This is a genomic window from Clostridium sp. JNZ X4-2 (assembly GCF_054889485.1).
Map to the genome: position 1 here is coordinate 1361122 of NZ_CM142685.1, position 24704 is coordinate 1385825.

Genomic DNA, 24704 nt, shown 5'->3' on the forward strand with positions numbered 1-24704 from the left:
CAGGAGGCGGTATATTGTTTGATACACATGTACATACTATTTTTTCCACGGATTCAGATATGAAAATAGAAAGTGCTAAAAAATCTGCTGAAGAAAATGGTCTGTCCTTTATAATAACAGAACATATGGATATTAATTTTCCCAAAGATAATTTATTTTGTTTTGATGTGGATAAATACTATGATGAATATTCTAAATGGAGAAATGATAACTTGCTTTTGGGAATAGAACTTGGCATGAAAGAAGATTGTGTAAAAGAGAGCAAAAAACTCATAGAAAATAATTCATTTGATTATGTAATAGGTTCTATACATTTAGTGGAAAATAAGGATCTATATTATCCTGATTACTATGAAGGGAAAACCAAAGATGAAGCTTATTTCAAGTATTTTCAAGTAATGCTGAATAATTTGGGGTATTTTGATTTTATAGATAGTTTGGGACATATTGATTATATAGCTAGATATGCCAAATTTAAAAATAATGAATTATATTACAGTGAATTCTCGGATATAATAGATCAGATATTAAAAAAACTTATAGAAAAAGATAAGTGTCTGGAATTGAATACTAGAAGACTTCATAGTGACAGTTCGGTGAAAAATATACTTGATATATATAAAAGATTTAATGAATTAGGGGGAAAGTGTATAACTGTTGGATCTGATGCTCATGATCCTTCGGCCATAGGGGCAAACTTTAAAACTGCAGGGGAAATTGCCCAACTTTGTAATTTAAAAGTTGTATACTTTAAAAACAGGAAAAAAGAATACGATAAAGATTTTTAGGAGGTATTATTATGGAATTTACAGAAAATATGGATCAGACTATTAAAAACATAAATAAAGGAAGGGCTTTTTTAACTAGTAAGTACAATGGAAAAGTAAATACCATGACTATAGGATGGGGAAGTATTGGTGTTATATGGAGAAAACCCGTTTTTACCGTGCTTGTAAGGGAATCAAGATATACCAGAGAGTTTATAGAAGACAGCGGTGAATTTACTGTAAGTGTACGTTTTGATGATGATATGAAAAAAGCTTTTTCAATATGCGGAACTAAATCCGGAAGGAATATTGACAAGTTTAAAGAGTGTGGTTTGAAAATACTGCCTGGCAAAAGCCTGAATAGTCCAGTAATAGATGGCTGTAATATGTACTATGAGTGTAAAATCATATATAAGAGAAACATGGATAAAAAGCTTTTATCGGAAGAAGTGGATTCAGATTGTTATGGCGGTTCTAATGAAGGGGATTATCATACAATATATTATGGAGAAATAGTAAACTGCTATCAGGGATAGAATTCAGAAGCTGTAAAAGCTTTTGAAAAGGTAAATCCAGTGATTGTTCAAGTGAGAGATTTAATCATATATTTGATGAAAGCGGTAAGTGGTACACAAAAGTGCTTTTAGGTATTTTTGTGTACCACTTTACCTTTGCATCTGACTTAAAGCCCACAGATAAGCTTGCAGATTTTAAATCATTTTCGTATATTGATTCAAGGCGCGCTTTAAACTGTCAATCTGAGGTTCTTTGTCTCCGTTACGAAGTGCATCTAGAACACAGTGTTCCAGATGATCTTCCAATACAATCTGACTTATTTTTTGCAGTGCTGCTTTTGCAGAATTAAGCTGAATAATAATTTCGTCGCAAGGTTTATCACCTTCCAGCATTTTGCAAATACCTTTTAGCTGACCTTGAATTCTATTGATTCTCTGAGAAAGTTTAGCTACATCATGATGCTGATAAGTTGACATGAAATCACTCTCCTTAAATTATAATTATACAACAAGGATATAAAGCAGTGCTAGGCAGCAGCTTCATTTTGTTCTTTGTATGTAAGCAGAAGAGCAGAATTAACCACTACGAATACTGATCCGCAATTATGAACAAGTGCTGCTGTCACAGGATTTAAAATACCAAAGCCTGCAAGTATAATAGCGCAAAAGTTAATAAACATGGAAATTGTAATATTGAAAATAATGCGTTTTTTAGTCTTGCGGCAGATTCTAATCAAAAAGGGAAGCTTGCTTATATCATCACTCATCAAGGCAATATCTGCTGCCTCAATAGCTACATCCGAACCAATGGCACCCATGACAATACCCACGGAAGCTGTGGCTAGAGCCGGAGCATCATTTACTCCGTCACCTATCATGCCTACTGAATATCCCTGTTTTGTTAATTTTTTTATTGAACCGGCCTTGTCTGCTGGAAGCTGGGAAGCAAATATGTCAGTGATATTTATTGCTTTTCCAATAGAATGGGCAACTGCTGGATTATCACCTGTCAGCATGACCATACGTGATAATCCAGCTTTCCTTAACTCTGATATTGTGTTCTTGGTTTCGCTGCGGAGAGCGTCTGCAATGGATATAATCCCAATGATTTTTCCATCTAAAGCAACGGGTAAAACGGTTTTGCCGCATTTTTGGGTTTCCTCCATGAGATTTAGGGCTTCTGGAGAATTATTTATGAGTTCTTGTCCAATAATTTTTATGCCGATTAAGATTTCATGACCGTCAACAGCTGCTGCAACACCTTTCCCCGCCTGCATTGCAAATGACTCAGGATCTTTTGCAATAATACCCTGGCTTTCACTATATAGTAGAACTGCTTTTGCCAGGGGGTGTTCGGAAAATTTTTCCGCACTGGCAATTAGTTTTAAAAAATATGCCTTGTCTATATTTTTATCTAATATGCTGATATTTTCAACCTGAAGTTTACCATAGGTTAGGGTTCCTGTTTTGTCCATTACAAGGGTATCGATTTTTGCAGCTGCTTCTACTGCGGAACCGGATTTTATCAGTATTCCCTTTTTTGTGGCATTTCCAATTGCAGCCATCATGGCCGTAGGAGTAGCAAGTATCAGTGAACAAGGGCAGAAAACAACCAGTGCTGTAACTGCTCTGTAAATATTTTTTGTGAGAAGCCATATTATAAGGGAACAACCCAGGGCAACAGGCACAAGAATACGGGCCCATTTATCCGCAATGCCAACAATGGGTGCTTTGTTTTCTTCGGCATTTCTGACCAATCGAATCATTTTTTTAAGGGAAGAATCATCACCAAGGTTGGTGGCTTCAATTTTGATAACGCCCTGTTGATTTATGGTTCCCTGATAAACCTGGTCTCCAATCATCCGGTCAACGGGAATGGATTCACCGGTCATAATGGATTGGTCAATTGAAGTGGTTCCACTGAGAATTTTTCCATCCACTGGAATAGCTTCACCGGGACGAATTAAAAGAATATCACCTGTTTTAACTTCTGAGGCCAATATTTCTCTGTCACCATCTGCAGTTTGGAGACAGGCTTTTTCAGGGGTGAGTTTTATAAGTGCCTGTAAGCTTTTATGGGATTTTTCTGCTGTAACATCTTCTAATACTGTTCCCAGCTGCATGATGAAAGCAACTTCTCCAGCGGCAAAATATTGTTCTATGATAATTGCTGCAATTAGTGCAATTGCCACTAATACGTCAGCAGTAACATCAAATTCTGTTATTAATCCCTTAACAGCTCCGAAAACAATGGGAATACCGCTTATAACAATAGCTATCCAAGCTGCATCAAAGGGAAGTCCGGGAATCCATCTAAAAAAGCTTCCCAATAGGAATACACCCGATAGTATGGTTAAAGATAATGTACGAAATTCCTCTTCTTCTCGAAATTTATTAATGATATTCATAATGGAACACTGCCTTTCTATATTATAATAAATATGCCATATGCCCCCACCTGGCATATATTTATATTAAAAAAAATTAGCTTATTTGTCAACTTTATTAAATGGCAGTAAATTCGGTGGGAGGATTACATTCATGAAAATTCAAATATTGGTGTTATAAAGGTATTTATGTATCAAATTTATAGTTGACAATTTTACTCTGATTTGATAATATAAAAGCTATAATAGTGAAACGATCTAAAGTATAGATGGGAAGTGATTAATTGAAGCTGTCCACAAAAGGAAGATATGGTGTAAAAGCTATGGTGGATTTAGCTATCCATTACAGCCATGAGCCTTCATCTATAAAAAGTATATCGGAAAGACAAAACATATCAGAATATTATTTGGAACAGTTATTTTCCAGCTTGAGGAAATCCAATTTAATTAAGAGCATAAGGGGAGCGCAGGGGGGATATATTTTAAACAGGGAACCTAAGGATATAACTATAGCAGATATAATGGAAGTATTGGAGGGCCCTATAGAAATTTCAGATTGTATAGATGAAAATAATGAAAGTCCCTGCAGCAAGGTGGATTGTTGTGCTACCAGACTTTTATGGAGTAAGATAAAAGACAGTATGGATCAAGTTATGAAATTTACTACTCTACAGGATATGGTAGATGATTACAATAAAATGATGCAAATCAAGGTTAAAAGAGATAAATAAATAGTTTTTTAAAATATAACTTGTCAGAGTTATATTTTTTTTATTTTTTGGATAAAATAAAAATATTATTTTCAAATTAAAGGTGATATTTTGTATAGGACAATGGATTTTATATTTAAAGATGTTATAGATATTTCTGGAAATTCACTGGGATTTATAAGTGATATAATATTGAATTTCAACAATAAAAAAATAGAGGGATTCGTAATAACTCCCAATAATATATTTAAAAAGGCATTAAATGTTCATATAAATGATGTGGTAAATTTTACATCTGTAATAATAGCCACTGCAGTGAAAAGAGGTGAGTATCTTCAATTTGAACATATAAAAAATATGAATGTAGTGGATAAAAAAGCTGATCTCATTGGTGTAGTTGAGGATATGTTATTTGATAAAAAAGAGTTTTCAATAAAAGCTTTTATATTGTCTACTGGATTTATAAATAATTTTATAAGCGGCAAGAAAATATTGCTTGTAGATGATTTGATACTGGGAGATAAAAATTTACTCTACAGAGGGAAAAAACAAAATTTTAAGTTCTTTAATTCAGCTCATAAACTATTAAAAAAAGAGGAATGTTAAGGCTTTTAAATTTGACTAAAATTATGGAAGATGATATCTATGAATATTCATAAAAAAAGCAATATCAGATACTTGACAGTGATAGTAATCACTGCCGCAGTCATTGTATTTATCATAATGAGCTCCCTGCTGAGAGAAATAATATATTTGGTTTTTATATCTTTTTTAATAGCATATACACTAAAACCAATATATAATTCAATTCTAAACAAGGGAATAAACAAAAGGATAAGCGCCTTTTTTTTGATAAGTTTACTGATACTGCTAGTAATAAGTACATTTGCAATCCTCATACCATCTCTATTTAAGGAGAGTTTGAGTTTAAAGGCTGCTGCAGGCAGCATACAAAGCATGGTGGATAATTTTTATATGAAATTAAAGCCGGTTCAAGATAATAGGACCATTTATGCACTGACTGTAAATTTAAACAATAAAATTGACAGTGAAATTATGAATATATGTGCCAAAATATTTGATTCACTGATGTATATAGGACAAAACTTTTTATCCATAATAGTCATACCCATAATAACCTATTATCTACTGGCAGATGGAGAATGTATAAACGGAAAAATACTTTCTGTATTTCCAATGAGCAGTAGAAATATAATTGAAAAAGTATGCTGCCATGCAGATAAAATATTGGGCAGGTATATAATGAGCCAGCTGATTTTAAGTGCCCTGGTAGGTATAGCTACACTTTTTATCTTAATAGTTTTAAAAGTGGATTTTCCCATAATATTATCTGTTTTAAATGCATTCTTTAATATAATCCCATATTTCGGACCTATATTCGGTGCCCTGCCGGCTATATTTATAGCTATTGTAAAATCCCCTAGAGCGGCACTGTGGACTGCAATATGGCTTTATATATTGCAGCAGGTAGAGGGCAATATACTGTCTCCAAAGGTTACAGGTGATAGTATTAGTATGCATCCTCTGGTAATAATACTTCTTTTGATAATTGGGGGAAAAGCAGCAGGTTTTATTGGAATGATACTGGCAGTGCCCATGGGAGTTATAATTAAAATATTGTATGAAGACTTAAATTATTATTTATTTTGATTTACCTGGAGATAAATATTGACATAGGTGTGCATTTAACTTATAATTTGTATATTAATTGAATGATAAAGTGATGAATGGAAGGAGTAAATATTTTCTCATATATAAAGAGAGGAAGTGGAAGGTGCAAACTTCTTGTGAGATATGTTGAAGCTGTCTGTGAACTTGTATTATACTATTTAAGAGATACGGATTTTATTTTAAATATCTGTATAATTAGGGTGGTACCGCGAAAAAAATCTTTCGTCCCTTGTGGGAGTGAAGGGTTTTTATTTATTTAAGCAAAAGTTAAATCTATGATGACTGATATGCGAATGATTTAAACGATATAAAGGAGAGATGTATATGGAAAAATTAGGGCTAAACCAAATTAGAGAGCTGTATTTGAGTTTTTTTGAAAGTAAAGGGCATTTGAGACTGCATAGTTTTTCTTTGGTTCCAAAAAATGATAAGAGTTTACTTTTGATAAATGCTGGAATGGCACCTCTTAAGCCATATTTTACAGGACTTAAGATTCCGCCTCGAAGCAGAGTGACTACCTGTCAGAAGTGCATAAGGACAGGAGATATCGAGAATGTGGGGAAAACCTCAAGGCATGGTACTTTTTTTGAAATGCTTGGAAATTTTTCTTTTGGAGACTATTTTAAAAAGGAAGCAATTCCCTGGGCATGGGAATTTACCACTCAAGTTTTGAAACTGCCAAAGGATAAATTGTATGTTACAATATATTTAGATGATGATGAGGCCTATGATATATGGGTAAAGGATACGGATATAGATAGTTCAAGAATTTTTAGACTGGGAAAGGAAGATAATTTTTGGGAACATGGGGTAGGTCCCTGCGGGCCTTGTTCTGAAATTCACTATGATAAAGGAGAAGGTAAAATAGACACAGTAGAAGAATTTATAAAAGCAGGGGATAATGATAGAATATTGGAGTTTTGGAATCTGGTTTTTACTCAATTTGACAGGGATGAACAGGGGAATTATAACAGACTGCCAAAACCTAATATAGATACGGGTATGGGGCTTGAAAGAATGGCTGTTATAATGCAGGGCAAGGAAAACATATTTGAAGTTGATACTATAAAGGCCATATTAAAAGAAGTAAGTAATATGTCCTGCAGTCCTTATGGCAAGGATAAAAATAGCGATGTATCCATTAGGATAATAACGGATCACATAAGAAGTATTATATTTATGATAAGTGATGGAATACTTCCATCTAATGAAGGACGTGGATATGTACTGAGAAGGCTCTTGAGAAGGGCAGCAAAACACGGAAAATCTCTTGGAATAAAAGGAGCTTTCTTATATAAAATTTCTAAGGCAGTTATAGATAATTCCTGTGAAAGTTATCCCGAATTGAGAGAAAGGGAAGACTACATAAAAAAGATCATAAAAATTGAAGAGGAAAGATTTGCTGTAACAATAGATAGTGGAATTCAGATTTTGAATGAATTTATAACCCAGTTAAAGAGGGATAATAGTTCCATATTACAAGGAGATAAGGTATTTAAACTGTATGATACCTATGGATTTCCCGTGGAGCTTACTGAAGAGATATTAGAAGAAAAAAATATGACCGCGGATCTGGAGGGCTTCAATAAGAATATGAAAAATCAAAGAAATATGGCAAGAGCTGCCAGAGTGGAGACAAATTATATGGGTGCAGAAGATACTCCGTTAAATAAAATTCCTCTGGAAGTGAATACTATATTTGAAGGTTATGATAGGTTAAAATCAAATTCCAGGGTTAAGCTCATGTTGAAGGATGAAGAATTTGTTTCCATTTTAGGCCAAGGGGAAGAGGGAGTTATTGTAGTTGAAAATACACCTTTTTATGCTGAAATGGGCGGTCAGGTAGGAGACAGCGGAACTGTATATAATGAAAATTTCAGAGGTGAAGTTTCAGACTGCAAGAATAATGTGGCAGGTAAAATACTTCATTTTATAAAGGTAATTTCAGGTACCTTAAGTCTGGGTGATGATGTGGTTTTAAGTGTAGATGAAAATAGAAGAAACAGTATAAAGAAAAATCATACTGCAACTCATATCTTAGATGAAACACTGCGAAGAGTTCTGGGGGAACATGTACATCAAGCTGGTTCCTATGTAGATGAATACAGACTGAGATTTGATTTTAATTATTTCGAACCTTTAAACCGTGAAAGGCTGGAGGAAATTGAAGATATAGTGAATAAAAATATAATGGCGGTTCAATCCGTAAAAACTGAAGTGATGTCTTTGGAAAAAGCCAGGGAAAGCGGTGCAATAGCACTTTTTGACAGCAAATATAAAGATAAGGTAAGAGTGGTATCTATAGGAGATTTCAGCAAAGAACTTTGTGGGGGAACACATGTAAACAACTCTGGTGAAATAGGATTGTTTAAAATAATTTCTGAAACCGGCATAGCTTCTGGCATAAGAAGAATAGAAGCTGTTACAGGGGAAAGTGCAATGAAATACTTAAATTCAAAAAATGATATGTTAAAAGAAATATCAAGTAAATTGAAATGCTCTGAAAAGGAAGTAATTCATAAACTGGATTTGCAATTTAATGAATTAAAGGCATCTGAAAGAGAAATTCAGCAGTTAAAATTGAAATTAGCAGGAAATGCAGAAACTGATATTTTAAATGGAGTGAAAGTGGTTGGAGGCACAAGCCTTTTTACAGGCGTACTAAAAGAAGCTGATGCCAATGCCCTTAGAGAATTGGGGGATAAAATAAGAAGTAAATATAAAAATTGTCTGGTGGTATTGGGAAGCAGTGTAAATGGAAGAGTCCAACTTGTAGCCATGGCAACTAAGGAAGCAGTAAAAAATGGTATTCATTGTGGGAAAATCATAAGGGAAATTGCATCCATAACTGGAGGAAGTGGAGGTGGAAGACCGGATATGGCTCAGGCTGGAGGAAAGTTACCTGAAAAATTAGGAGAGGCCATAGAAAAATGCAGTATGATTATGGAAAAAAAAGTTAGATAGTATACATTTTATGAAATATGTTTTATAATAGACTTATTAGAACGTTAGCGGGGTGATATATATGAGCAACGACAATACTATTCAGTTTGACATTTCTGAAAGCAAGAAAGCACTGACAAAAGAAATATTAACTGAAGTTTATGATTCGCTAATTAAAAAAGGGTATAATCCGGTAAATCAGTTGGTGGGATACTTGATTTCAGGTGATCCAACTTATATAACAAATTACAATGGAGCAAGGTCATTGGTTAGAAAACTTGAGAGAGATGAAATACTTGAGGAAGTCTTGAAAGCCTATTTAGGCATAAAATAAAAATGTCCTTTTAGGGCATTTTTATTTTAAATATGAGCATAATAATTGAGGAGAGTGAAAATGTGAGAATACTGGGACTGGATATAGGCGATAGGACTATAGGTGTTGCACTAAGTGATCCATTGGGATTTACAGCACAGGGAATTACCACTATAAGGAGAAGAAACGAGGAAAAGGATATTGATGAGCTGAAAGCTGTCTGCAAAAAGTATAATGTAGAACTGATTGTTTCCGGGCTTCCTAAAAATATGAACGGAACACTGGGACCCCAGAGTGAAAAGGTAATAAAATTTTGTAAAACCATAGAAGAATTTATAAAGCTGCCCCTAAAGATGTGGGACGAAAGGTTAACCACTGTTGCAGCCAATAGGGCTATGCTGGAAGGAGACTTATCCAGGGCAAAGAGAAAAAAGATAGTGGATAAAATGGCAGCTACATATATTTTACAGGGGTATTTAGACAGTATTTCAAAATAATTGCTTTTGTAAAGCGGATTTTTAATTTAAGAGGAGTAAAACTTATATGGAAAATAATATTCAAAATTTAGTGCTGGAAGATGAAGATGGGAAAAAAGTTCAATTTGAGGTTGTTACTAAATTGGATATAGAAGACAGGGAATATGTTATTGCAATGCCTGAAGAATGTAAAGAATCAGAGGAAGCCATAGTACTTAAAATAATAGAAGATGAAAATGGAGAAGAAATTTTTGCAACGGTGGAAGATGAAGATGAATTTAATGAGGTTTCAGAAGTATATGAAACTTTATTTCAATAACTGTCCCATTAATATTAAAATTAGGAGCTTCATAAAGTGAAACTTTTAATTTTAATATTAATTGATTTTCAATTGACAATAGTTTTATACTATATTAGACTTATAATATAGAAGTTCTGGAGATATTTTAAATTTAAGTTGAAATGGGGGTATAGTGATGTCAAAGCTTTCCTCTTCAGAAATAGAGAGATTAAAAAATAGCTTAAAGGAAAAGGGGTATAAACTTACACCCCAGAGAAGAGCTGTAGTTGATATTATAATAAGAAATGAGGGTCAGCACTTGACAACGGAAGAGATATATGATCAAGTTAGAGGTGAATGCCCTGAAATTGGCTTAGCTACGGTTTATAGAACAGTACAGCTTCTGGATGATATAGGAGTCATATGCAAATTGGATTTAGATGACGGGTGTAACAGATATGAAATAATACACAAGGAGGAAAACCACCAGCATCATCATTTGATATGCACTAAATGTTCAAAGATAATAGAGGTAACGGATGATCTTTTGGAGCCTTTGGAAAGAAAAATAGAAAAAAAATATGATTTTAAAATTTTAAATCACAGTTTAAAATTTTATGGAATATGCAGCGACTGTAAAAAGTCAGGCAAATATAAATAATAACTGCAATTTGTAATTTGTATATCTATGGAGAACTATTTAGCAGAAAATGTGGGTTCGGTGTATTTTGAAATTTAATATTCATACTGCTTTATGAATTGTTTATTCGTAAGTTACGTATTACTAGTTGTGAAAATAACAAAATAAATTGAATAAGGAGGAAAGATTTTTTGCGAAAGGAAAAAGATAAAGTAAAAATTATTCCATTAGGTGGACTAAGCGAGATAGGAAAGAATATTACAGTGATAGAATATAAAGATGAGATAATAGTGATTGATTGTGGCTTGAAATTCCCAGATGAAGAAATGCTGGGGATTGACATAGTCATACCTGATATCACCTATCTTAAAAAGAATGTAGATAAGGTAAAGGGTATATTTTTAACTCATGGTCATGAAGATCACATAGGAGCATTACCCTATGTGTTAAGGGAGATTAATGTACCGGTATATGGCACTAAATTGACGTTGGGTATTGTTGAATCCAAATTAAAGGAACATAATTTGAATGACGTAGTGGATTTAAAATGCGTAAAGGCAAAAGATGTGATTAAATTAGATAATATGTCCGTGGAATTTATAAGAACCAGCCACAGTATAGCTGATTCCATGGCCATTGCAGTTTTTACCCCTGTGGGGATCATACTGCATACCGGAGATTTTAAAGTGGATTACACTCCTATTGATGGCAGTGTGATTGACTTAGCCAGATTTGCAGAACTTGGTAAAAGAGGAGTAACTGTCATGCTGGCAGATAGTACCAATGTAGAGAGACCTGGATATACTATGTCCGAGAGGACTGTAGGACAGACCTTTCAAAAGTTTTTTGCTGTGGCAAAAAGCAGGATAATAGTTGCAACTTTTGCATCGAATATTCACAGAATACAACAGGTGATTACAGCCGCTGAGAAATATGACAGAAAGGTGGCAATTTCCGGAAGAAGTATGGAAAATATAATGGAAGTAGCCATGAATTTGGGATATATAGACATTAAGAAAAACACACTTATCAATATAGACAATATAAATAAATACCCTGGGAATAAAATAGCTATAATAACTACAGGGAGTCAGGGAGAACCAATGTCGGCACTTTCCAGAATGGCAGCTTCCGAGCATAAAAAGGTAAATATTATTCCAGGAGATACAATAATAATTTCAGCAAACCCTATACCTGGAAATGAAAAATTAGTTTCCGGAGTGATAAATCAATTATTTAAAAAGGGAGCGGAGGTAATATATGAAGCATTGGCAGATGTTCATGTATCCGGACATGCATGTCAGGAAGAATTAAAACTGATGCACACTCTTGTGAAACCTAAGTTTTTTATGCCAGTACACGGAGAATACAGGCATTTAAAGCAGCATGCGGACTTGGCAATGAATCTTGGGCTAAATCCCAATAATGTGGTTATAGCAGACAATGGTGATGTTATAGAGGTTTCCAGAGATTCCATAAGAAAAACTGGAACGGTGGTATCCGGTCAGGTTTTTGTAGATGGACTTGGAGTTGGAGATGTGGGGAATATAGTTTTAAGGGACAGAAGACATCTTTCTCAAGATGGGATACTTACAGTTGTAATTACAATTGAAAAGGAAACGGGTACTGTTATTGCGGGACCTGATATAATATCCAGAGGTTTTGTTTATGTTCGGGAATCAGAGGATTTGATGGAAGAAGCAAGAGAACTTGTACGTGGTGCTTTGAAGAATTGCCAGGAAAAACATATTACAGAATGGTCAAGTATAAAATCCAATGTAAAAGAAGTACTTAGATCATTTCTCTATGAAAAGACAAAGAGAAAACCTATGATATTGCCAATAATTATGGAAATATAATATTGTATTAAATGGGAGAATATTCACAATGAGCATATATGATAAAGCAAGGGAACTTGCAGAAGAACTTAAGAAAACTGATGAGGTGCTGACACTTCAAAAATCCAGTAAAAAAATAGAGGACAATGAGGATTATAAAACAATGCTGGGTGATTTTAGAAAAATTCAGATGGAAGCATATTCAGAACAGGTTCAAAATGGAAGAGTTTCAGATGAGGTTATGAAAAAATTCAAAAGCATGGGAGCTGTAATTTCAGCTAACACCTATGTAAATGAGTATATACAGGCAGAACAAAAATTTAGTATCATGTGGCAGGATATACTGAAGATATTAAATGATGCCATAGGAATAGATTTTTCATTTGAAGAAGATAAAAATAAAGGTAGTATACAGTGAAAACCGTTAACTGATGCTTTATAAAGTTGACTTTTTAATGTTATGATATTAAAATAAATGTGGCAGCTCTAAGATTGGATACAAAAAAGGTATCCAATTTTTTTGAGCGTTTATCGTGTATTTTAATATATTCGATAGGTTAAGTATAAATTGGAGGAGTAAGAATGAATTTATTTACAAGAAATGATATAAGAAATGTGGCAATAATCGCCCATGTAGATCATGGCAAAACTACATTAGTAGATGCACTATTAAGACAGAGCAATATATTTAGGGCAAATGAAAAAGTTGAAGAAAGAGTTATGGATTCAAATGCAATTGAAAAAGAGAGAGGAATTACCATACTTTCAAAGAATACTTCAGTGACCCACAAGGGAATTAAGATCAATATTGTAGATACGCCGGGCCATGCGGATTTTGGCGGAGAGGTAGAGCGTGTACTTGAAATGGTAGATAGTGTTCTATTGGTGGTAGATGCAGCTGAAGGACCAATGCCGCAGACAAAATTTGTTTTAAAAAAGGCATTGGAGTTAAAACTAAAACCAATAGTTGTAATAAATAAAATAGATAAACCAGATGCAAGACCATCTGAAGTTTTAGACGAGGTATTTGATCTGTTTGTAGAATTAGGAGCTAGTGATGAACAGTTGGATTTCAGTGTAGTATACTGTTCGGCAAAGGCAGGATTCGCCAAAAAAGAAATGGAGGATAAATCCACTACTATGGAACCTCTTTTTGATACCATAATAAAAAATGTTTCCGCACCCCAGGGTTATTTGGATATGCCCCTGCAGCTTCTCATAACAACTATAGATCACAATGAATATGTAGGCAGGATAGGTGTGGGTAAAATAACAAGAGGAAGTATAAAGAAAAATGAGCCAGTTGTACTCATAAGAAAAGGAAATAAAGTAGAAAACGTGAAGGTATCCAATCTTTATTTGTATAATGGTTTGAAAAAAGAAGAGGTAAATAGCGCAAAATTAGGTGATATAGTGGCAGTTTCAGGAATCCCTGATATAAATATAGGTGAAACCATAGCTGATGCTTCAAAACCGGAAGCTCTTCCCTTTGTAGCTATAGATGAACCTACGCTAACCATGAACTTTATGGTGAATGATTCACCATTTGCAGGGAAAGAAGGAGATTTTGTAACTTCAAGGCATCTGAGAGATAGGCTGAAGAAAGAACTGGAAACCAATGTGGCACTTAAAGTAGAGGAAACTGATTTAGCGGATTGTTTCAAAGTAAGCGGAAGAGGAGAACTTCATCTTTCGGTTTTAATAGAAACTATGAGAAGAGAAGGCTATGAATTTCAGGTTTCCAAGCCAACAGTTATATTTAAAGAAAAAAATGGGAAAAAATTGGAGCCAATTGAATACCTTACTATAGATGTACCTGAAGAATTCATGGGTGTGGTTATGGAAAAGCTTGGACCAAGAAAAGCTGAAATGGTGAATATGACTTCGGCCATAAACGGATATACCAGATTGGAATTTAGAATACCTTCCAGAGGACTTATTGGATTTAGAAATGAATTTATGACTGATACCAAGGGCAATGGTATAATGAATCATGTACTGGATGGATATGAAGATTACAAGGGAGAAATACCAGGAAGAACAAGGGGTTCACTTGTAGTGTTCGAACCAGGGGTATCTATAACCTATGGACTTTTTAATGCTCAGGAAAGAGGAATTTTATTTATAGGACCAGGCGTGGAAGTATATGAGGGAATGATAGCTGGTGAATGTTCAAGGGCAGATGATATAGAAGTAAATGTATGCAAGAAAAAACATCTGTCCAATACAAGATCATCAGGAGCTGATGATTCATTAAAATTAGTGCCTGTAACTGAAATGAGCCTGGAAAAATCATTGGAATTTATAGCTTCAGATGAATTGGTGGAGATTACTCCCAAAAGTATAAGAATGAGAAAAAAAATATTGAATACAGATTTGAGGAAAAAGGCCATAAGAAGAAAATAGAAAGGGTTGTTGGCGGTGAAAAGAGACTTAAAAAAAAGTATTTTTTTACTCTGCAGTTTGGCTTTAATTATATTAATTGGTGGTATCTTATATTTCTGCTTGCAAAATATAAGATACCCACTTAAATTCAATGAAAAAGAAATAAGTTTTCATGTAAAACAAAAGGAAAGTTTAGATGAAGTTATAGATGACTTAAATGCTGACAAATTTATAAAAAGTCCACTTATGCTAAAATGGTATGCAGATAAACACTTTGGCAGTACCAAGGTAAAGCCTGGAATATATTCTTTTTCAAAAGATATAAACTTGGATGACTTTGTAACCTACTTGGAAAAGGGAATTAAGGATGACAGGCCTGTAAAGGTAATAATACCTGAAGGATATGATATAGAACAAATAGGAAATGTATTAGAAAAAAGGGGAGTAATAACCAGCTCGGATTTTATAAAAAGCTGCAAAGAATACAAACTTCCGGATTTTATAAAAAAGGATTCACAGAGAAGGTATGCCCTGGAAGGGTACCTGTTTCCAGATACATATGATTTTTTAAAGGGAAGCAGTGGGGAGTATATAATTCAGGTAATGTTAAATAGGTTTTCTCAGGTTATAGGTGAAATACAGAAAGATACTGGGAAGCAGTTAAAAGGCCAGGATATGGACAGGGTTATAATAATGGCTTCCATAGTGGAAAAAGAAGTGAAAAGACCTGAGGAAAGAGGAAAGGCAGCTTCTGTATTTTATAACAGGTTAAATAAGGATATGAAGCTTCAATCCTGTGCTACGGTATTGTATGCATTGGGTGTACACAAGAATAAGGTGTATTATAAAGACTTGCAGGTAAGTTCTCCTTATAATACCTATAAAGTGAATGGACTCCCTGAAGGGCCTATATCCAATCCGGGAAAAGGATGTATTATGGCAGCTGTAAATCCAGAAAAAACTAATTATCTTTATTTTGTTTCTAAAAATGACGGAACTCATTTTTTTACAGACAGCAATGAAAAGTTTTTAGATGTTAAAAAAATTACCCAGGGAGAATAACTTTTTTGGAGGTAAAAATGAGCGGTGTTGAGCATGAATATATAAAAGAATATATAACGTCCCTATTGTATGATCATCAGGGAATATTAGGAGAGATGGAAGAGTATGCACTTAAAAATTCCATACCCATAGTGCAAAGAGAAACAGCAGGATTTTTGGAGCTTATGATAAATATAAAAAAACCGCTAAGGGTTCTTGAATTGGGTACTGCTATTGGATACTCTGCTATTTTAATGAGTTTGAGTTCTAATAAAAAAAATCATATAACTACTGTTGAAAGAGATAGAAATATGGTGGAAATTGCTAGAAAGAATATAAAAAAATATAAATTTCAGCAGTGTATAGATATTGTTGAAGGAGATTGTCTGGAGGTACTTGAAAATATAGAGGGACAATTTGATTTTATATTTATAGATGCAGGAAAAGCACATTATAATCATTTTTTACCTTATTGTTTAAAACTTTTAGATGAAGAAGGTATAATAGTGGCAGATAACACATTGTTTAGGGGAATGGTTGCATCAGATGAGCTGGTGGAGAAAAGAAAAATAACTATAGTAAAGAGAATGAGGGAATACTTGAATATCATATCTGACCATAATAAATTTATAACTTCAATTATACCTATAGGAGATGGCATATCTGTTACTATGAGGAGGAATTGAAATGAAAAAACCAGAGCTATTGGCACCTGCAGGCAACCTGGAGAAGTTAAAGACTGCTGTGAACTTTGGAGCAGATGCAGTCTATCTGGGAGGAAGCAGGCTTAACTTAAGAGCATTTGCAGATAATTTTACAGATTATGAACTTATAGAAGGAATAAGGTATGTTCATGAAAGAGAAAAAAAAGTATTTGTAACTGTAAATGTATTTCCGCATAATGATGATTTGGAAGGGCTGGAAGAGTATTTAAAAAAATTATATAAATTAGGCGTGGATGGGATAATTGTGTCGGATCCAGGGATAATAATGACTGCAAGGAAAGTTGTGCCGGATCTGGAATTGCATTTAAGCACTCAAAGCAATAATGTAAACTGGATGTCTGCTATATTCTGGTATAAGCAGGGCATAAAGAGAATAGTTCTTGCAAGAGAACTTTCACTTGAAGAGATAAAACAGATAAGGCATCATTTGCCGGAGGATTGTGAAATAGAAGCTTTTGTTCATGGAGCAATGTGTATGTCCTATTCAGGAAGGTGTATGCTTTCAAACTATATGACAGGAAGAGATTCCAATAGGGGTCAGTGTGCCCAGCCCTGTCGATACAAGTACTATTTAATGGAAGAAAAAAGACCGGGAGAGTATTTCCCTGTGTTTGAAGATGGAGACGGGGATTATATATTAAATTCCAAGGATCTCTGCATGATAGAGCATATTCCGGAATTAATAGAGTCGGGTATAAATTCTTTTAAGATAGAAGGAAGGATGAAAAGTGCATATTATGTGGCTACTGTAGTTAAGGCTTATAGAAGGGCAATGGATTCCTATTTTGAAAATCCTGAGGCATATGTATTTGAAAAGAAATGGTTGGAGGATTTGATGAAGGCAAGTCACAGGACTTATTTTACAGGATTTTATTTCGGAGATACCAATAGTCAGATTTATGACAGTTCCTCTTATATAAGAGATTATGATATAGTTGGCATAGTGAAAAATTATGATGATACTACGGGTACAGTGGTTGTGGAACAGAGAAATAAAGTGTTTAGCGGAGATATGGTAGAGGTAGTTAGTCCAAAGGGAGACAATTTTAACGTATATCTCAGCAATATGAAAAATGAAGAGGGAGAATACATAGAATCTGCTCCTGTGGCCCAAATGATATTTACTGCTGCAGTAAACAGGGGGTTAAAAAAAGGTGATATGCTGATAAAACCTAAAAATATATGAACAAAAACAATAAAATTATAACTCGCTGAATAAAATGCCTTATTTTGGATAGAAATTAGTCTAGATGAGGTGTTTTTTATGTTAAAGATAAACAGAAATGTAATAAAGAAGAGGCAGTATATCCTATTCTGCGTAATTATTTTAGTATTTTCCATATTGTGCTTCAGAATAATAAAATTACAGTATTTTGGAAGTGATAAATTAAGTGTAATGGCAGATTCCCAGTATTCTTATAAAGAGGACTTGACTGATGCAAACTATATTTTATATGACTGCAGCGGAAAACAACTTATAAACTATGATAAAAAATATTATGTGGTAATAGCACCCAGTGTATTTTTAAAAGACAATGAAAATGTGGATTCAGAAAAGATGCTTACTTTAATTTATACTCTTAGAAATTATAACAGTGATTATGATTTATCTAAAGTTGGAGCATTAAATAGCAGTGAAAAACTATATTATGAAGTAGATGTCAGTACTTATAATAAGTTGAAGGATATAACTGGAGTAAATGGGGTTTATACATATATATATTCTCCTATGAGCAAGACAGGAGTATGGAGTATAGAAAATCTTCTTGCAAATTCCAGGAAAACTGAGAATAATCAAATGAAGAATAAAAACTCTTTGGAAATGCAGATATATGAAAAGACAAAGGATAATGAGAAACCTCAGGTTGTGTTTGAAAGAGATGTAGATGGGAAGATAATAGATAAAAGGGTAAATTATCCTGAGAATAATGTGAATGTAAGATTGACTGTGAATAAAAATATACAGGACAAGATAAAAGATATATTAAATAACAGTGAAAATAAGAAGTTTAGTCAAATAGGTGTAGTTTTGATGGAGGCAGATACAGGTAAAATAAAGGCTCTTGTGCAGAAAGATGACAGTAAACCCAATGTAAATATGGGAATTGCAACTAATCATGGCTTTTTTCCAGGCTCCATATTTAAAGTTATAGTAGAGGAAGCAGGTCTTGATAAGGGGAGCATAAGTGTAAATGATAAGTTTACCTGCAAAGGGCTGTATGAGGAAAAAAATGAATCTCATGGTACTTTGACACCAGAGGAAGCATTGACCATATCCTGCAATGATGTATTTGCCCAAATAGGAAATAAAGTGGGATTTAACAATTTTTATGATAATGCGAGAAAACAGGGACTGTTTCAAACAGCTTTGAATTTAGACAGTGAGAAGGCAGGGATGTTTGAGGTGAAAAACCCCAGTTATGCTGACGGAAGCTTATCTCTTGCAGCTATAGGGCAGAATATTAGGATAACTCCAATGGAAGCTATCAGTATACCAAATACGGTGATAAATGATGGAGTATATGTAAAACCATATATATTGGATGCCTATGTAGATGATAAAAACAGTACCATAGAGAAATTTGATACCATAAGTAATTCTGTAATGAAAAAATCTACGGCTCAGGAAATGAAAAAGCAGATGATGAATGTGGTAAAAGATGGTACCGGAAAAACTGCTTATATAGCTGGGATGGAAATTGGGGGAAAAACCGGAAGCACCCAGAGGATAGAATTGACAGGCAAAAATAAATCTGCAGAAGAGCATTCTGATGGATGGTTTGTAGGATTTTTCAAATCAGGCGGGAAGTATTATTCCATGGTTGTATTTGTTAAGGATATAGATAAAGATAGTGAAAGCGGGGGAAATACTGCGGCTCCGATTTTTAAAGATATAGTTTTAAATATACAGCAATACTTGAATTAAAATTGTCTGTTGTTTATGAAAAGTTAATTAAATTTATTTATATATGCACTTTTTGAAAAAGCTGCTCATAGTATATTAATAAGCACTATTAGGAGGAGCAGCCCGTGTTTATAACAAGTTACTTATTAGATATTATTGGGAATGTAGTATTCATGACAGCTTATGTCACAAATAATAACTCATTTCCCCAACCTCTAAGTGATGAAGAAGAAGCATATTATTTAAGAAAATTAAAAGAAGGAGATCTACTTGCTAAAAGTATTTTAGTGGAGAGAAATTTGAGACTGGTAGCACATATTGTGAAAAAGTATTCATATCCTGGAAAAGAAGTGGATGATTTAATTTCTATTGGAACCGTGGGACTAATCAAGGCAATAGACTCTTTTGACGGCTCCAAAGGGACTAGGTTGGCAACATATGCGGCAAAATGTATAGAAAATGAAATACTAATGCTTATAAGAAATAATAAAAAAATTAGAAATGAAGTGTATCTTCAGGATCCCATAGGTGTGGATAAAGAGGGAAATGAAATATCTTTAATGGATGTCCTGAGCAGCGATGAGGATTCCATAATTGAAATCGTAGAACAAAAAATACAGGTGAAAAAATTGTATTCTAAAATAAATACGTGTTTGTCCCAGAGAGAAAAGAGTGTTGTAGAAATGAGATATGGGCTTTTAGAGGGAAAGCCTAGAACTCAAAGGGAAATAGCAAAAATACTTGGGATATCCAGATCCTATGTATCAAGGATTGAGAAAAAGGCATTGAAGAAGTTATATAAAGAGTTAAATTACTGGGCAAAATAATTTTAGCGGAAAATACAAACATAAAACTTTTAATAAATTCCATGGTATATGTCATCGTATTTTGATTTATAAAAGACTCTGGTAAATTTATAAATGGTATGTACATGGAATTTATAATATCTTTCCATTCCATAATTTTTAGTTTTATAATGGGGTTCTGAATTTATTAAATAATTTTTATGTAAATAAAAAAATATATAAAAAATAAAAGGTAGATGACGAATATAGATAAAGAGAGCTTTACATAGAAAGCTTTATTTCTGATTTAAATTGAAATGGTAAATCTTGTTTGAGAGCAGGATTTATTTGGAAACGAATACCTGAGAAAGGGGATCTTAAAATGGTAGTACTTCAAGATCTATTAAAAGAAACTATTAAAGAAAATGCATCGGATTTACATCTAACAGTTGGGACACCTCCAGTTATAAGAATAAATGGTGAGCTTAAGAGACTGGGAAAGGAAAAACTTCAGCCGGCGGATACTGAAAAATTTTCCAGGGAGATATTGAAAGAGGATTATGAAAGATACAATAAGAAGGGAGAGGCCGATATATCTTTTTCAATACCGGGACTTGGAAGATTCAGAGTAAACTTATTTAAACAAAGGGGAAGCTGTGCTGTTGCAATAAGGGTTATAGGTTTAAAAATACCTACTTTAAATGAACTTAAGCTTCCAGATGTAGTAAAAAAACTTTTAGATTGTAAAAGGGGATTAATTTTAGTAACAGGAGCCACAGGCTCAGGAAAAAGCACTACCTTGGCAGCTATGATAAATGAGATTAATTTTACTAGAGCTGCAAATATAATAACTCTTGAAGATCCAATAGAATATTTACATAAACACAATAAATCTATAATAAGTCAAAGGGAAATAGGCAGGGACTCTCTAAGCTATGCCAATGCATTAAAATCAGTGCTTAGGGAAGATCCAGACGTGATTTTGGTGGGAGAAATGAGGGATCTTGAAACCATAGCTATTACCATTACTGCAGCTGAAACAGGGCATTTAGTGTTTTCCACTTTACACACCACAGGCACTGCTAAGACTATAGAGAGGATTGTAGATGTATTTCCACCGTATCAACAGCAGCAGATAAAAATACAGCTGGCAGCGGTACTAAAGGGTGTAATATGCCAGCAGCTCATACCTAAGCTGGATGGCAAGGGCAGAATACCGGCAATTGAGGTTATGGTTGCAACTACAGCTATTAAGAATATGATAAGAGAGGGGAAAACCTATCAGATAGAATCTTCAATGCAAACTGGAGTAAAATATGGAATGAAGACTATGGACATGTCACTGGCGGAACTTTATAGAAATGGGCTCATATCCTATGAGTCTGCCATGGCCTATGCTGTTGACAACAATATGCTTTCTAGAATAATTTCTCTGTAGAATTAAATGTAAAGGGATAGAGTGATGAGTCTATCCCTTTTTATATATTATTTTAAATTGCTATAGTAATTAAATTTTATTTGTGCTAAAATAGCTTTGAATTAGGGGGGATTAAAGTGAGCATTTTCAAAGAATTAATTCATGATGTCTCTCGTGTTTTAACCTATGCAGTTTATATAATATCAATGTATTACTTATGCATATCATTTTTTGGCGTACTTAGAAAAAAGGATACTAAAGAGATAAAACCAAAAAGAAGTTTTGCATTGATTATAGCAGCTCACAATGAAGAGATTGTAATTGGTGATATTATAGAGAGCTTAAAAGCACTGGATTATCCTAAAAAATTATATGATATTTTTGTAATTGCCGATAATTGCACGGATAAAACTGCGTTGAAAGCAAGAAAAAAGGGAGCTTATGTGTATGAAAGAAATAGCACGGGAAAACGTGGCAAGGGGTATGCACTTGAGTGGATGTTTGATAAAATTTTTAATATGGAGAAAAACTATGATGATATTGTAATATTTGATGCGGATAATCTTGTTCACAAGGACTTTTTAAAGGAAATGAATAAACAGCTTTCCAAGGGATATAAAGTTGTTCAAGGTTATCTAGACAGCAAAAACCCTGGTGATACTTGGATTACAGGCAGTTATTCAATAGCATTTTGGACCAATAATAGGATGTTTCAGCTGGCAAGGAGTAATCTAGGACTATCAGCTCAATTGGGAGGAACGGGTTTTTCAATAGATACGGACATTTTGAAGAAACTAGGATGGGGTGCTACATGTCTTACAGAAGATTTGGAATTTACCTGCAAGCTGATATTACATGGGTATAAGGTAGGCTGGGCCCATGATGCCATAATATATGACGAAAAACCACTTACTCTGCTGCAGTCCTGGAATCAGAGGAAAAGATGGATGCAGGGATTTACGGATGTATCCAGCAGGTATTTTTTTAAACTTATAAAAGAGTCCATAAGAAACTGTAATTTTATATTGATGGATTGTGCTCTTTACAGCATTCAACCCATAATAACGGTGCTTATAGGAATTTCAGCTGTGAGCGGTGGAGTTCAGTACATCATGAAAACATTCAATTTAATATCTAATTTTAATACAATTGTATACTCTATCAATTTTGACCTGTTTACTGTATCTATGATACTGCTTTCAATACTACAGTTTGTGTACACTCCATTTATATTGATTTTGGAGAAAAAGTTAAATTTTAAAACATTTTTGTATTACATAATATATCCATTGTATGCCATTACCTGGTTTCCCATTTCACTTCTAGGCATAATGGGTAAAAACAATAAAGAGTGGAATCATACTATCCACAGCCGAAGTGTAAAGATAAAAGATTTAGAAAAAGCTAATTGAAAATAAATAGGTTTTATCAAGGAAAGGGCTGTAAGTCTTTTCCTTTTATTTTATGTTATAGAAAGAATAAATCAATATTATTTAACTGTATTTGAGATTTTATTGAAATGTGATAAAATATAAGAGGAAAATTAGACTTTTTGTGGAATATATATTTTTAATGGTTCTCTTTATACAAAGGAGGGAAATATTTTAATGAATGAATATATAGTCGGTATAGATATAGGTTCCTCTAATATTTGTGCTGCTGCTGGAAAAATGGACAAATATGCTGAAGTACAGATAATGGGCATAACTTCTTCAAAATGCAGTGGTGTAAAAAGAGGAATAGTTGTAGATATAGATAGTACATCGGAATCTATAAAAGAATGCGTAAGTTCACTGGAAAGAATGGTGGACACGAAAATAACTGAAGCCTATATATCTCTACCAGGGGGAATAAGTGAGCTTATTTGGAATAAGGGAGTAGTTGCAGTATCTTCAGAAGATCGTGAAATAAAGAAAAATGATGTAAAAAGAGTTTTAAAAGCATCTAAAATAATTACCATTCCCAACGATAAAGAAATAATAGGGGTAATACCTCAACAGTACATAATTGACGGCTATGATAAGATAAAAGATCCTATAGGTATGAGCGGGTTAAGATTAGAGGTAGATGCACAGATAATACTTGCCCAATCAACTGTAGTAAATAATATTTTTAAAAGTGTAAATAAGGCTGGAATAAGAGTACTTGGAGTAGTATTTGAGCCTATAGCTATATCCGGTGTAGTATTGAAAGAAGAAGAAATTCAAAGAGGTATAGTTCTTATGGATATTGGTTCAGAATCCATAAACATTTATGTTTATGAAGGTGGAGAGTTAAGAAGTATAAGCACTTTACCTTTAGGTGGAAATATTATAACCAATGATATTGCGGTGTGTCTCAAAATTCCCGTTTCAGAAGCAGAAAAGCTTAAGATAAAGTATGGAAGTGTTGGCTCAGGTTCACTTAAGGATAATTTTAAAATAGAAATAAATGCCAATTATAATAATAAGGTAAAGGTTGATTATAATATCTTAAATCAGGTTATAGAAGCTAGGGTTGAAGAGTTATTTTTACTAATAAATAAAGAAATAAGATTATCTGAGTATTATGACAAGCTTTCCGGAGTAGTAATGGTGGGTGGTGGTATGGCACTGATAAATGGTGTAGTGGAGATTGGCAAAAGTATTCTGGGAAAACCTGTAAGAATTGGAATCCCTAAGTATATAGGGGCAGCAAGTCCATTGTATGCTACAGCAGTTGGAGTAGTAAGGGACGTTTCAAATTCTATGAAACTTAAAAATACCATGGATATGAGTCCAACTAAAAATGATAATTTACCTGATTATAAAAAAATAATTGAAGATGAAGAAGAAACGAAAAGGGAAGATAAGAGCAATAGATTTATATCAAAAATAAAAGATTTTTTTACGGATTTTTTTTAATAA

At 33.7% G+C, this 24704-nt stretch carries 23 protein-coding genes and 1 other annotated feature; of the genes, 21 read left to right on the forward strand and 2 right to left on the reverse strand.

The window, feature by feature from the left end; genetic code table 11:
* Positions 1 to 14 precede the first annotated feature (14 nt).
* Both ACYUJ6_RS06570 and ACYUJ6_RS06575 read left to right on the forward strand, forming a co-directional pair.
* Positions 15 to 788, forward strand: coding sequence for a histidinol phosphate phosphatase (locus ACYUJ6_RS06570; protein WP_461845034.1), 774 nt, complete (start codon positions 15 to 17; stop codon positions 786 to 788).
* 11 nt (positions 789 to 799) lie between these two features.
* Positions 800 to 1303, forward strand: coding sequence for a flavin reductase family protein (locus ACYUJ6_RS06575; protein WP_461845035.1), 504 nt, complete (start codon positions 800 to 802; stop codon positions 1301 to 1303).
* Between the two features lie 174 nt (positions 1304 to 1477).
* On the opposite strand, the gene ACYUJ6_RS06580 is transcribed toward ACYUJ6_RS06575, so the two are convergent.
* Complete coding sequence (locus ACYUJ6_RS06580; RefSeq protein ID WP_461845036.1) at positions 1478 to 1759, reverse strand: metal-sensitive transcriptional regulator; 282 nt, start codon at positions 1757 to 1759, stop codon at positions 1478 to 1480.
* A 50-nt stretch (positions 1760 to 1809) separates the two neighbouring features.
* On the reverse strand, positions 1810 to 3690 hold the full coding sequence (locus ACYUJ6_RS06585; RefSeq protein WP_461845037.1) for a heavy metal translocating P-type ATPase: 1881 nt from the start codon (positions 3688 to 3690) through the stop codon (positions 1810 to 1812).
* A gap of 263 nt (positions 3691 to 3953) precedes the next feature.
* Here ACYUJ6_RS06585 and ACYUJ6_RS06590 point away from each other — a divergent pair, with 263 nt between their 5' ends.
* The 19 genes from ACYUJ6_RS06590 to ftsA all read left to right on the forward strand — a co-directional run bounded on the left by ACYUJ6_RS06590 (position 3954) and on the right by ftsA (position 24701).
* Positions 3954 to 4400, forward strand: a complete 447-nt coding sequence (locus ACYUJ6_RS06590; protein ID WP_461845038.1) for an RrF2 family transcriptional regulator — start codon at positions 3954 to 3956, stop codon at positions 4398 to 4400.
* 90 nt (positions 4401 to 4490) lie between these two features.
* A complete protein-coding gene (locus ACYUJ6_RS06595; protein ID WP_461845039.1) occupies positions 4491 to 4985 on the forward strand; it encodes a PRC-barrel domain-containing protein in 495 nt (164 codons plus the stop codon).
* 39 nt (positions 4986 to 5024) lie between these two features.
* A complete protein-coding gene (locus ACYUJ6_RS06600) occupies positions 5025 to 6050 on the forward strand; it encodes an AI-2E family transporter (RefSeq protein WP_461845040.1) in 1026 nt (341 codons plus the stop codon).
* A gap of 64 nt (positions 6051 to 6114) precedes the next feature.
* Positions 6115 to 6304, forward strand: a binding site (T-box leader).
* A gap of 91 nt (positions 6305 to 6395) precedes the next feature.
* Positions 6396 to 9035, forward strand: a complete 2640-nt coding sequence (gene alaS / locus ACYUJ6_RS06605; RefSeq protein ID WP_461845041.1) for an alanine--tRNA ligase — start codon at positions 6396 to 6398, stop codon at positions 9033 to 9035.
* A 61-nt stretch (positions 9036 to 9096) separates the two neighbouring features.
* The gene (locus tag ACYUJ6_RS06610; RefSeq protein WP_369703408.1) at positions 9097 to 9348 is read left to right on the forward strand and encodes an IreB family regulatory phosphoprotein; all 252 of its coding nucleotides are present in this window, start codon (positions 9097 to 9099) and stop codon (positions 9346 to 9348) included.
* Positions 9349 to 9410: 62 nt separating this feature from the next.
* Entirely contained in the window at positions 9411 to 9824 is a 414-nt protein-coding gene (gene ruvX / locus ACYUJ6_RS06615; protein ID WP_461845042.1) for a Holliday junction resolvase RuvX, read from the forward strand.
* 46 nt (positions 9825 to 9870) lie between these two features.
* Complete coding sequence (locus ACYUJ6_RS06620; RefSeq protein WP_461845043.1) at positions 9871 to 10122, forward strand: DUF1292 domain-containing protein; 252 nt, start codon at positions 9871 to 9873, stop codon at positions 10120 to 10122.
* A 157-nt stretch (positions 10123 to 10279) separates the two neighbouring features.
* Entirely contained in the window at positions 10280 to 10744 is a 465-nt protein-coding gene (locus ACYUJ6_RS06625) for a Fur family transcriptional regulator (protein WP_369703410.1), read from the forward strand.
* A 170-nt stretch (positions 10745 to 10914) separates the two neighbouring features.
* Entirely contained in the window at positions 10915 to 12582 is a 1668-nt protein-coding gene (locus ACYUJ6_RS06630; protein ID WP_461845044.1) for a ribonuclease J, read from the forward strand.
* Between the two features lie 28 nt (positions 12583 to 12610).
* Positions 12611 to 12979, forward strand: coding sequence for a YlbF family regulator (locus ACYUJ6_RS06635; RefSeq protein ID WP_461845045.1), 369 nt, complete (start codon positions 12611 to 12613; stop codon positions 12977 to 12979).
* A gap of 164 nt (positions 12980 to 13143) precedes the next feature.
* A complete protein-coding gene (gene typA / locus ACYUJ6_RS06640; protein ID WP_461845046.1) occupies positions 13144 to 14967 on the forward strand; it encodes a translational GTPase TypA in 1824 nt (607 codons plus the stop codon).
* Positions 14968 to 14982: 15 nt separating this feature from the next.
* The gene (gene mltG, locus ACYUJ6_RS06645) at positions 14983 to 16008 is read left to right on the forward strand and encodes an endolytic transglycosylase MltG (protein ID WP_461845047.1); all 1026 of its coding nucleotides are present in this window, start codon (positions 14983 to 14985) and stop codon (positions 16006 to 16008) included.
* A gap of 17 nt (positions 16009 to 16025) precedes the next feature.
* Entirely contained in the window at positions 16026 to 16673 is a 648-nt protein-coding gene (locus ACYUJ6_RS06650) for an O-methyltransferase (protein ID WP_461845462.1), read from the forward strand.
* 1 nt (position 16674) lies between these two features.
* Complete coding sequence (locus tag ACYUJ6_RS06655; RefSeq protein WP_461845048.1) at positions 16675 to 17898, forward strand: peptidase U32 family protein; 1224 nt, start codon at positions 16675 to 16677, stop codon at positions 17896 to 17898.
* Between the two features lie 78 nt (positions 17899 to 17976).
* Positions 17977 to 19638 carry a penicillin-binding transpeptidase domain-containing protein gene (locus ACYUJ6_RS06660; RefSeq protein WP_461845049.1) on the forward strand — a complete coding sequence of 554 codons (1662 nt, stop codon included), beginning with the start codon at positions 17977 to 17979 and terminating at the stop codon, positions 19636 to 19638.
* Positions 19639 to 19742: 104 nt separating this feature from the next.
* Positions 19743 to 20444 carry an RNA polymerase sporulation sigma factor SigK gene (sigK, locus tag ACYUJ6_RS06665; protein ID WP_461845050.1) on the forward strand — a complete coding sequence of 234 codons (702 nt, stop codon included), beginning with the start codon at positions 19743 to 19745 and terminating at the stop codon, positions 20442 to 20444.
* 340 nt (positions 20445 to 20784) lie between these two features.
* Entirely contained in the window at positions 20785 to 21840 is a 1056-nt protein-coding gene (locus ACYUJ6_RS06670; RefSeq protein ID WP_461845051.1) for a type IV pilus twitching motility protein PilT, read from the forward strand.
* Positions 21841 to 21956: 116 nt separating this feature from the next.
* Positions 21957 to 23231: a glycosyltransferase family 2 protein gene (locus tag ACYUJ6_RS06675; RefSeq protein ID WP_461845052.1), complete on the forward strand. Its 1275-nt coding sequence runs from the start codon at positions 21957 to 21959 to the stop codon at positions 23229 to 23231.
* 195 nt (positions 23232 to 23426) lie between these two features.
* Positions 23427 to 24701, forward strand: coding sequence for a cell division protein FtsA (ftsA, locus tag ACYUJ6_RS06680; protein ID WP_461845053.1), 1275 nt, complete (start codon positions 23427 to 23429; stop codon positions 24699 to 24701).
* Positions 24702 to 24704: the final 3 nt, after the last annotated feature.